At 65.7% G+C, this 571-nt stretch carries 1 protein-coding gene; it reads left to right on the top strand.

What is annotated here, in order from left to right; all coding sequences use genetic code 11:
- Positions 1-188: 188 nt before the first annotated feature.
- Entirely contained in the window at positions 189-542 is a 354-nt protein-coding gene (locus tag H483_RS37820; RefSeq protein WP_017838618.1) for a hypothetical protein, read from the top strand.
- Positions 543-571: the final 29 nt, after the last annotated feature.

Genomic DNA, 571 nt, shown 5'->3' with positions numbered 1-571 from the left:
GCCCGCGCCGCCGCCGCTCTCACCCGCGCCAGCGCAGAAGCGCCCACCGACGCACTGTTCGAGCTGCTGCTCGAAGAAGGACGCGCGATGCGGCGCCAAACCAGACGACGCGCGGCGCTCGACACCAGGCCGACGGGCACTTCGTGAGTGCTGGACGATGCAGTGCCCACCTGATTTCAAGGAGAACGATGGACTACCAGCGGCTAGGTTCCGAAGAGAGCTTCGATCGCTCGACCGCGGCCGGTCATTTCGAGACCGCACTTCAAGCGCTGGTCTATGACGGGCTCGCGGGCTGTGACTCCGACGACGCGGACATAGAACAGGGCAGTTACCGCATCCATTTCGGAGACGGCACGACCGCCCAGTTCCAGTTCGACTTCACCGCTCAGAACGGGGTGGACGTGCATGCTGTGTCCTGCGAATGGGTGCGGTGGCGAGGAGAGCTGGCCGCCGCCGGTCGAATCCTCGACCGCGGCGCTGGGACGTGGCGGGAGGCGGTCACGTGGTTGCAGAAGGCCGCTCATATTGACGGCCGCAGCTGACAGCGGCGACATAGCCCTCGATCTGTGAT

The organism is Dietzia sp. UCD-THP (genome assembly GCF_000349585.1).
Classification (GTDB): Bacteria; Actinomycetota; Actinomycetes; order Mycobacteriales; family Mycobacteriaceae; genus Dietzia; species Dietzia natronolimnaea_A.
This window is presented reverse-complemented; position numbering and strand designations above follow the sequence as displayed.